The sequence below is a fragment of the Flavobacterium sp. genome, assembly GCF_021151785.1.
Lineage (GTDB): Bacteria > Bacteroidota > Bacteroidia > Flavobacteriales > Flavobacteriaceae > Flavobacterium.
Window position 1 is genome coordinate 1 of sequence record NZ_JAGKWP010000132.1, and the last position, 5,427, is coordinate 5,427.

General features: G+C 30.8%; 4 protein-coding genes and 1 pseudogene. 3 read left to right on the top strand and 2 right to left on the bottom strand.

Annotated elements, in window-relative coordinates; all coding sequences use genetic code 11:
* Positions 1 to 54 precede the first annotated feature (54 nt).
* Positions 55 to 3,042 (top strand): protein translocase subunit SecDF, encoded by a 2,988-nt coding sequence (secDF, locus tag QZ824_RS10535; RefSeq protein ID WP_291275975.1) that lies wholly within the window; start codon positions 55 to 57, stop codon positions 3,040 to 3,042.
* A 107-nt stretch (positions 3,043 to 3,149) separates the two neighbouring features.
* Here the strand turns inward: secDF and QZ824_RS10540 are convergent, their stop codons facing one another.
* On the bottom strand, positions 3,150 to 3,593 hold the full coding sequence (locus QZ824_RS10540) for a DUF4268 domain-containing protein (protein ID WP_291275976.1): 444 nt from the start codon (positions 3,591 to 3,593) through the stop codon (positions 3,150 to 3,152).
* Positions 3,594 to 3,633: 40 nt separating this feature from the next.
* On the opposite strand from QZ824_RS10540, the gene QZ824_RS10545 reads away from it, so the two are divergent.
* A complete protein-coding gene (locus QZ824_RS10545; RefSeq protein ID WP_291275977.1) occupies positions 3,634 to 4,278 on the top strand; it encodes a CoA pyrophosphatase in 645 nt (214 codons plus the stop codon).
* Between the two features lie 38 nt (positions 4,279 to 4,316).
* On the top strand, positions 4,317 to 5,120 hold the full coding sequence (locus QZ824_RS10550; RefSeq protein WP_291275978.1) for a lysophospholipid acyltransferase family protein: 804 nt from the start codon (positions 4,317 to 4,319) through the stop codon (positions 5,118 to 5,120).
* A gap of 31 nt (positions 5,121 to 5,151) precedes the next feature.
* On the opposite strand, the pseudogene QZ824_RS10555 reads toward QZ824_RS10550, so the two are convergent.
* Positions 5,152 to 5,427 (bottom strand): annotated as a pseudogene (locus tag QZ824_RS10555) (hypothetical protein); the annotation flags it as partial.

Sequence of the window (5,427 nt, forward strand, 5' to 3'; positions counted from 1 at the left end):
ATTTGAAATTATATATTTGTCCGTTTTAAAAAAAATAACTAAATATTAACTATAATGCAGAACAAAGGACTAATTAAATTCTTTGCTATCATTTTCACTCTAGTGAGTGTTTATCAGTTATCATTCACATTTGTAGCAAATGGAGTGGCTGAAGATGCAAAAACTTTTGCGAAAGGTGATACTAAAAAAGAATTAGCGTATTTGGATTCAATTGGTAAAAAAGATGTGATGAGTTTAGGATTCACTAAGTTTACCTACAATGAAGTAAGAGAAAAACAAATTAACAAAGGTCTAGACCTTGAAGGTGGTATTAACGTAATCTTACAAGTATCAGTAAAAGATATCTTGAAAGGTTTAGCTAATGATTCAAAAAATCCTACTTTCAACAGAGCTTTAGATAGAGCTTCTAAAGAACAAAAAGGAAATCAATCGTTTTTAGATGCGTTTTTTGACGCCTTTGAAGCTGAGTCAAATGGAACTTTAAAATTAGCTTCTAATGAGGTCTTCTACAATAGAAATTTGGAGGGTGAAATCAAATTAGGAATGACTGATGACCAAGTTAAGGTTGTTCTTAGAAAAAAAGTAGCTGAATCAGTAGAAAGTGCTTATGGTGTATTAAGAGAGCGTATTGATAAATTTGGTGTTGTTCAACCTAATATTCAAAAATTAGGTGAGTCTGGTAGAATCTTAGTTGAATTGCCAGGTGCAAAAGATATTGATCGTATTAAAAACTTATTGCAATCAACAGCTCAGTTAGAGTTTTGGGAAACATATAAAGTTGAAGAATTAGGGAATTTCTTTGTAGCTGCTAATGATGCTTTAAAGAAAACTGAGACAAAATCTGCTAATACAACTTCAGTAGATACAACTGCTAAAGCTAAAGAAACTAAATCTACTAAGGTTGAAGATTTGTTGACTGACAATAAGAAAACTAATAAAAAAGGTACTGAAGATTTAGGACCTTTATTTAGTAAAATTGTAATGCCAGGTCAACAAGGAGCACCATATGTTGCTGTCTTTAATGTGAAAGATACAGCAAAAATAAATTCTTATTTAAATAGACAAGATATCAGAGCATTATTACCAGTTGCTAATGCAAGATTTGTGTGGGGTAAAACTTCTAGTAAGACACCTGAATTTACAGAATTATATGTTTTAAAAGGTACTTCAGATGGTGTTCCACCATTAAGTGGTGGAGTTATCGTTGAGGCAAAAGATACTTATGACCAGTTTGGTAAACCTGCTGTTAGTATGCAGATGAATCCAGTTGGTGCAAGAAAATGGGAAGAAATAACTGGAAATGTTTCTAAGCAAGGTAATGCTATTGCTATTGTATTAGACAATCAGGTATATTCTGCTCCAGGTGTGAGTAAAGGAGCAATCTCTGGAGGACAATCTGAAATTTCAGGAAACTTCACTATTGCTGAGACTAAAGATTTAGCAAACGTACTAAGAGCAGGTAAATTACCAGCTAAAGCGGAAATTGTACAATCAGAAGTAGTAGGTCCATCTTTAGGACAAGAGGCTATTGATAATGGTATTTTGTCTTCATTAGTAGGATTGTTATTAGTTTCATTATGGATGGTAATTTATTATGGTAGAGCAGGTTGGTATGCTAATGTTGCTTTAGCTGTAAACTTAATTTTGATTTTCGGAGCTATGGCTAGTTTCCCTGGAGGATTTGTGTTAACATTACCAGGTATTGCGGGTATTGTATTGACTATGGGAACAGCTGTTGATGCTAACATTATTATTTATGAAAGAGCTAAAGAAGAGCTACGCGAAGGTAAATCTCTAGACAATGCTGTTATTGCTGCATTTGGTTGGAAAGGAGCTATGCGTTCTATTATCGATGCAAACGTTACTCACGTATTGACAGGATTAATTTTATTTATCTTCGGTAATGGACCAATTAAAGGTTTTGCAACAACTTTACTAATTGGTATTTTTACTTCATTATTTACCTCTATTTTCATTGCTCGTTTCTTCATTGATAGAGATATAATTAAAGGTAGGTCATTAATGTTCTCTACTGCAATGACTAAAAACTGGTTTACAGGATTTAATTTTGATTTCTTAAAAATTAAGAAGATTTCATATACATTCTCAACAATTGTGGTTATAGGAAGTTGTGTTTCTTTTTATTTTAATGGATTTGACCAAGGGATTGATTTTGTTGGAGGTAGAACATTCCAAGTGAAATTTGATAAGCCTGTTAATCCAGAAGAAGTAAAAGAAGTTCTAGCATCTAAAGATGTATTTGAAAGTGCTGAGGCTAAAACATTTGGTAATACTTCTCAATTAAAGATTACTACCAAATATAAAATTCAAGAAGAGAATGCCACTGTTGATAAAGAAGTAAATGAGAAATTATATAATGCATTAAAAAAATTCTATGCTAAACAAATTTCTTATGAAGAGTTTATTAATACAAATGAAGGTAAAAATATTGGTGTAGTACAAGCTGTAAAAGTTGGACCAGCTGTAGCTGAGGATATTAAAACTAATGCTTATTGGGCCGTAATTGGGGCTATGATTGTTGTTTGTTTATACTTAGTTGTTTCTTTCCGTAAATATCAATATTCATTAGGTGCTATTGCAGCTGTAGCTCACGACGTTATTTTTGTATTAGGTGTTTATTCCTTATTATACAAGTATATGCCATTCCACATGGAAATAGATCAGCATTTTATTGCAGCCATCTTGACTGTTATTGGATATTCTATGAATGATACGGTAATTGTTTTTGATAGAGTTCGTGAATTCTTAGGCGGAGCTACTCATCATGGTAGTTTCAATAAAATTGTAAATGATTCAATTAACACAACATTATCTCGTACATTGAATACTTCATTGACTATGATTTTAGTTTTAGCTATTATGTTTGTTTTTGGAGGTGATTCAATCAGAGGATTTATCTTTGCTATGTTAGTAGGTATTGTGATTGGTACATATTCTTCATTATTTATTGCAACGCCAGTATTAGTTGATACTATTTCATCTGATGATAAAAAGCATATTGAAGAAGAGCATAATGCTTAATCTCAATTTTAATAAAAACTAAAAAAAACGTCCCGAATTATTCGGGGCGTTTTTTTTAGTTTCAAATAATTAGAATGAATTTCAATTTTTGAAAGTTAAGGTTTATTTTAAGTATTAATTTCTAAATCTTTAATGTAATCTTCATGTTCATAGAAAAATCGTTCAAATGCATCCATTTGATCATAAAAGAATGTAAAGATGGTTTCCCAATCTGATTTTCTATTTATACTCACACCAGTTAATTCTACCCAGATGCGACTTACCACTTTGCCATTTTCCAAATAATAATTGCGCTCAAAGATAGCTTCAGGTATAAACTCTTCTAATAAAATATCTTTTAAAGATTCTATTTTTTCATAATAAATCTTTCTTTTTTCTTCATCTTTTGGTTCAATTTCTAAAAGAACTTGAGCTTTTTTGTTGTCTACAAAAAACTTAAAACTAACGTCTTTTATTTTAGTATTGTATAATAACCATTTTCTTGGGTTTTCTTGACCAAAAGCGGACCAAAAATCTTTTTTCAATTGTTGAGCTTCTTCTTTACTAAACATCTTAAATATTTTTATTAACTTTATACAAAGTACATTTGCCATGAAATTTGATGCATTCATAGAATATTTGCCAAAAATAGAAAAAGAAAAATTGTTAGCCACAGATGCTCATATAAAAATGGCACCTTTGGAGCGAATTACTTATTTACAAGATGGGCATTACTTAGATAAAAATCCTAGAAATGCTGCTGTTCTGATGTTGGTATATCCAAAAAATAAGTTGGCTCATATAGCCTTAATTGTTAGAAATACATATCCCGGAGTTCATTCTTCTCAGATTAGTTTTCCTGGAGGTAAGGAAGAAGAAAATGATTTTGATCTTGAGTGTACTGCTTTGAGAGAAACGGAGGAAGAAGTTGGTATTCCGCCTCATAGAATTAAAATAATTAGACCATTTAGTAAAATTTATATTCCACCCAGTAATTTTTTGGTAGCACCTTTTTTAGGTTTTTCAGAGGAGAATTTGAATTTTATTCCAAATCCTGATGAGGTTAAACGTGTATTAGAGTTTCCTATAGCTTCGCTTTTAGATGAGCAAACAATAATTCAAACAAAGATGACCACTTCTTATGCTACAGATATTCAGGTTCCAGCTTTTCAAATTGATAAATATATCGTTTGGGGCGCTACGGCAATGATCTTAAGTGAGCTAAAAGAGTTATTAAAAAATACTATCAACTCTTGATTTTTTAGTATATTTGACGCCCTTTTAACTATAAAATCATGGGATTATTTAAAAGAAATCCATTCGGTCATATTTTATTTCTAAAGAAATGGTTAATTCGTTTTGCTGGTGTCTTAACGCATCAAAGATATAGAGGTTTTAATCAGTTACAAATTGAAGGTTCAGAGATATTAAGAAATCTTCCTGATAAAAATGTTTTATTTATTTCTAATCATCAAACTTATTTCGCTGATGTTGTAGCTATGTTTCATGTTTTTAATGCTGCTTTAAAAGGTAGAGAGAATAATATAAAAAATGTTGGATATTTGTGGCAACCTAAGTTGAATTTATATTATGTAGCAGCAAAAGAGACGATGCAAGAAGGGCTTCTACCTAGAATTTTAGCTTATGCTGGTGCTATTACAGTTGAAAGAACTTGGCGAGCTAAGGGCCAAGATGTTAAAAGAGAAGTTAATCCTAATGATACAGAAAATATTAGAGTTGCACTTGAAGATGGTTGGGTAATAACATTTCCTCAAGGTACAACACGTTCTTTTAAACCTGTAAGAAAAGGAACCGCTCATATTATTATGCAACATAAACCCATTGTTGTTCCTATTGTAATAGATGGTTTTAGAAGATCATTTGATAGAAAAGGATTGTTTGTAAAGAAAAAAGGAATTTTACAAACAATGGAAATTAAAGAACCATTGCGTTTCGATTTTGAAACAGAAACAGTTGAGCAAATTGTTGAGAAAATTGAATATGCAATTGAACAACATCCTTCTTTTTTAAAAGTTATTCCACAAGAAGTGATAGATGAACAACAACAATTAGATCGAGAACGTCAATGGAAATACTAAAAAAAAACTCCTTACTTTAAGGAGCTTTTTTTTATAAATCTATTTTCTTTAATTCTTTGTAATTATTTTGTAAACGTTTTAATAATATTCCATATACTAGTTTATAAAACAAATAGAAAATACTAACTAACAATACTATGACACTAAGCCCTATGCAAATTACCGCAAGTTGATATTTCTCAAATAATGGACTTAGGTTGCTGTCGTATTTTAATTGGGAAAATAAGATAATTACACCTGTTACAAATGCAATTGCTAAATTATACCAAACATAATATTTTACTATTTTTCGGGTTTCAATAATATC